This window comes from Porcipelethomonas sp., from assembly GCF_051893655.1.
In the GTDB taxonomy this organism is placed as follows: domain Bacteria; phylum Bacillota; class Clostridia; order Oscillospirales; family Ruminococcaceae; genus Porcipelethomonas.
In genome coordinates, this window is sequence record NZ_JBJFHN010000031.1 from 1 (window position 1) to 4,367 (window position 4,367).

Sequence of the window (4,367 nt, forward strand, 5' to 3'; positions counted from 1 at the left end):
ATACTCGATTGGGAGTGAATGCAATCTTTCTTCTTTGCTTAGTACCTTTTTTATTTTACTTGATTTTTCGAGGTTTGTCAAGGCTTTTTTGATATTTTTTTGGAGGTGGGTTTTTATCCGCTTCTTTTTGGTCAATTCTGAAATAATGAGGTTTGTAATAGCTTCAGTTCGTCGGCGAATCCGTCGGCGGATATTTTTTTCTGTCCCCCGTCGGCGGCTCGTCGTCAGGCAAGGGATCATAATTTTCATTTTTTACGTCATTTGTACAGTATTCCAAGAATTTTCTCGACGACAAAGACAGCGTATGATAAATGTGATGTACTTTTCCAGTTTTAATTCTGAATAGTAAAAAATGTCCCTAATCTTACAATAGTAGGATTAGGGATTTTTTTTGTACATCTTTATTTTAAGCATTATTGTAATTACTTTTTGAAACGGTATCATTTATGACAATTCATATTTAATGGTTAAGTGATGAGAGTGATATTCTTTTTTTCTATTTGCCAGTATATAGACATCCAATATTGCACCTCATTGAAATTCCGTATTTCAGCACTTGATATTATCTTTATATACTTCATATGGTGATTTCCACGTTCATTCAGTAAAATGCATGATAACATAATTACAAATGATTGTTATAATTCTGGAAATCCAACAAATTATACTCATCTGCGTTTGCAATTACATAATCCAAAATTTTTAGAATCTTTTGTTTATCTCTCGGCAAAAATCCTGCAAACGGTGCATTATTTGAAATTATGCTTGCATAAATTACAGTCGGGATATTCAAATGCTCAATCAAAGTTTTCAATTCAAAAAGCTTTTCAAATTCACAAGCTGGGATATAATTTCCTGTCAGTATTTCTTTGTACAGTTCAGATTCAGGGAAAATTGTCAATTCCATTAAACAAATACTTTGAGGGCGAAGCATATTAAAGATTTTTGCACTTTCAATTGCATTTTCCTCACCTTTTTTACTTCCCGCAAGTCCTGTCAGATAAGTAACATGATACTTGATTTCTGCCAATTCAAGCTTTTTGCATTCCTTAATGGTTTGACAATTCCACAATGGTTTTACAAGTACTGAACTTTCTTGTAGTATATAAAAATTTATATATACATTGATTTTTGAATTTTAATATGCTATAATAAATGCAAATCGCATTTATTATATTTTATAGCCCTTGCAGATAAGCAAATCAAAGATTTGCTCCCTGCATATCGGGCAATTATAGCATATTCAAAAGAATAAGCTATAATGGATTTCAGGGAGATGATTGCATGAAAAAAACTCAGACAGCAATTGAACGCTGCAAGAGAATTTCGACTATACAAAAAATATTAGGCGGTAAGTGGAAAATAGAAATTCTTTATTATATTGCATTTCGGGATATTCATCGTTTTGGTGAACTCCGCAGACAAATCGGTGAAATTACCGAATCCAGCCTGACCAAACAATTGAGAGAGCTTGAAGCTGATGGTTTTATTTCCCGTCATGACTTTAAAGAAGTCCCACCTCATGTTGAATACAATCTTACCGATTTAGGAAAAAGCTTTATTCCGGTTTTTGAGCATATGAAGCAGTGGGGTGATGAGAATCTGAATTAGTCTGTAAAGTGAGATAGTAACATCAAAAAGAGCCGATAAACTGTGGTTTTACCCACGATTTATCGGCTCAATTATTTTTAGAAACATTTGTTAATCACAAAGTGTTTTTCTCGTAAAATGTATTCAGATAATCCGTACCCCAGCTGCACATTGAGTCAAGAACAGGAACAATACTTCTCCCGAACTCAGACAAGCTGTATTCCACTTTTGGCGGAACAACCGGGTAAACGGTTCTGATAATAAAACCGTCACTTTCCAGATCACGGAGCTGCTGTGCAAGCATTTTTTCGGTAGCTTTGGGAATCAGACGTTTGAGCTCACTAAATCTTTTCTTACTCTCCACAAGATGCCATAATATTACTGCTTTATATTTTCCTCCGATAAGCTGTATAGTTGCATCAACTGGACAGTTAAATTCACTTGGACAGGTTTTCATAGAGATTCTCCTTATACTTACTTTTCAGATAGTACATTACAAAAAAGTCGGTACTTGTCAGATAGAAATTGGTATGCTATAATTATATCATAACCGGTTAAGATATGCAAGCTGTACAGCGGAAAGGAACTATTATGGGATTTTCTGAACTTATCACAGAACGTCACTCTGTCAGAAACTATATTCCGAAAAAAGTTGAAACTGAAAAGCGCAACTCTATTTTGGAAGCAGGACTAATTGCACCGACTGCTGCAAATTTGCAGCCCGTCAAAGTGCTTGTTATTGAGGAAGAAACAGGTCTTGCAAAGCTTGGAAAGGCTGCAAATATCTATGGTGCAACGCTTGCCCTTGTCGTTTGTGCTGACCATAGCACAGCCTGGAAAAGACCTTTTGACGGTAAGCAGACAACAGACATTGATGCATCTATTGTAACCGACCACATGATGCTGAAAGCAACAGAACTCGGACTTGGAAGTGTATGGGTTTGCTATTTCAAGCCTGATGTACTGAAAAGTGAATTTAACATTCCCGATGGTCTGGAGGCAGTTAACATACTTGCTGTTGGATATTCAGCTGAAACTTCAGCTCCTGCAAAAAACAGAAAGGACATGGCTGAATTTGCGTTTTTTGAAAAACTATAATATTGTTGCTAAATAAAAATTAACTGCTGTACTTGGGTAAATCCTTGTGCAGCAGTTTTATTTAAACTATTATCCAGCTTGTGTTGTCCATTTCAAGATTAAAAAATTATTAAAAAATTAAACTCTCAGATGAATTTCCTTATAAAAATAAAAAAATCATGCTTATAAAGCAAACAGCTTTTATTGTTGTTTTTTTACAACAATTTAAAATCCGGAATCCCCACACAGGAGATTCCGGATTTCTTTATACACTCATTTTATCAAACAATACAGCATCAATCTTATCAGCCGCTTCTTTTTCTACATTTTTCAAAACATGGCTGTAAATGTCCATGGTAATCTGATAGTTTGCATGTCCAAGACGCTCCTGAGCAACTTTGGGAGAAATGCCGGAAGTCAGCATGATTGTTGCATTAATATGCCTTAAATCGTGAAAACGGATATGTTTCAGATTGTTGGCTTTAAGAAAACGCCTGAACTTCATGGAAAATGAATCACTTTTGTATGGTGAACCATCCTGTTGACAGATAATGTAGTCATCAGGCTGTGCTTTTCTCTCATCATGGGTATTTTTAAGCAGATTCAAAAGTGTCTGAGGTATCTGAATACTGCGTTTGCCGCTTTTGGTTTTAGGAGCTTTTGTAATTCGTTCATTTACAACAGTGACAAGATTCTCTTCTACAGAAAGAATACCATTTTCAAAATCAATATGATGCCATTTGAGGGCAAGAAGTTCACCACGCCTCAGACCTATACAAATCTCAATCATAAGAGGAAGATACATATCGGTATTTCTGGCACAATTAAGCATTTCTTCCACTTCTTCCATGCTGTACATATCAGGCTGAAAACGTTGTAATTTAGGCAATGTGAGATTTTCACAAGGATTTTTGGTTATTAGTTCCAGCATTACTGCCTTTTTCATAGCCGCTGAAAGATTAAGCACAATGTTTTTAATTGTTTTGGGGGCTAACGGTTTTCCTGTTAGCGGAGATTCCTGCTGCAATGAAAAAATCCATTTCTGGATATCAATATTTTTCAGCTGCTGTAAATAAAGGTTCCCGAATTTGGGAATAATATACTTTTCGGTCTGGTCTATGTAGTGCTGAACCGTTGTGGGAGAAAGCTGATTTTTGATATATAACTCAATCCACTGATGCATAAAATCCTTTACCGTGATTTTACTGTCCTTTACAAAGGTTTTATTTTCAAGTTCGGTAATAAATTCTCTCATTGCCTTTTCAGCTTGCTTTTTACTCCCTTTGATAGTTTTGTAATAGCGTTTTCTTTTGCCAGTAGAAAATTCAGCCTCCTCCTCGACAATAATCTGATAGGTTGTGATTCCTGACTTGGTATTTCTTTTTCTGACATGACCTGTAAACGGCATATAACCGCCTCCTTAATTAATTTTATAAATAAATGTTAGTCGTGCCTTTGAAAAAAAGTAGGGACGAATCCCTACTTTTTCTTAATGAGGTTGAGTATTTCCATTCCGCACGCTACACCTGCAAGAAACATTTCAATTGCTATTGGCATTTATGTACTTCACCTCTTCCCTGTTCTGCATTTCGATTGCGATTCCTACACCTCCGACAACAAGTGTCAGAATAAGTCTTGCTAAAAATTCTTTCATGTTAATCTCCATTCTGCCGCAGTAGCGTCAGCACAAATAGGAATGA

The 4,367-nt window shown here is 35.7% G+C and carries 6 protein-coding genes; 2 read left to right on the top strand and 4 right to left on the bottom strand.

The window, feature by feature from the left end:
* A partial coding sequence (locus ACI4WO_RS01730) for a hypothetical protein (RefSeq protein ID WP_439805834.1) occupies window positions 1–249 on the bottom strand: 249 nt, incomplete at its 3' end.
* 376 nt (window positions 250–625) lie between these two features.
* A complete protein-coding gene (locus tag ACI4WO_RS01735) occupies window positions 626–1,030 on the bottom strand; it encodes a hypothetical protein (protein WP_439805835.1) in 405 nt (134 codons plus the stop codon).
* Window positions 1,031–1,284: 254 nt separating this feature from the next.
* Here ACI4WO_RS01735 and ACI4WO_RS01740 point away from each other — a divergent pair, with 254 nt between their 5' ends.
* Window positions 1,285–1,611: a winged helix-turn-helix transcriptional regulator gene (locus ACI4WO_RS01740; RefSeq protein ID WP_439805836.1), complete on the top strand. Its 327-nt coding sequence runs from the start codon at window positions 1,285–1,287 to the stop codon at window positions 1,609–1,611.
* Window positions 1,612–1,705: 94 nt separating this feature from the next.
* Here the strand turns inward: ACI4WO_RS01740 and ACI4WO_RS01745 are convergent, their stop codons facing one another.
* Entirely contained in the window at window positions 1,706–2,047 is a 342-nt protein-coding gene (locus tag ACI4WO_RS01745) for a winged helix-turn-helix transcriptional regulator (RefSeq protein WP_439805837.1), read from the bottom strand.
* A gap of 134 nt (window positions 2,048–2,181) precedes the next feature.
* Between ACI4WO_RS01745 and ACI4WO_RS01750 the strand changes: the two genes are divergently transcribed.
* The gene (locus ACI4WO_RS01750; protein WP_439805838.1) at window positions 2,182–2,688 is read left to right on the top strand and encodes a nitroreductase family protein; all 507 of its coding nucleotides are present in this window, start codon (window positions 2,182–2,184) and stop codon (window positions 2,686–2,688) included.
* A 244-nt stretch (window positions 2,689–2,932) separates the two neighbouring features.
* On the opposite strand, the gene ACI4WO_RS01755 is transcribed toward ACI4WO_RS01750, so the two are convergent.
* Entirely contained in the window at window positions 2,933–4,075 is a 1,143-nt protein-coding gene (locus tag ACI4WO_RS01755; RefSeq protein ID WP_439805839.1) for a tyrosine-type recombinase/integrase, read from the bottom strand.
* Window positions 4,076–4,367 lie beyond the last annotated feature (292 nt).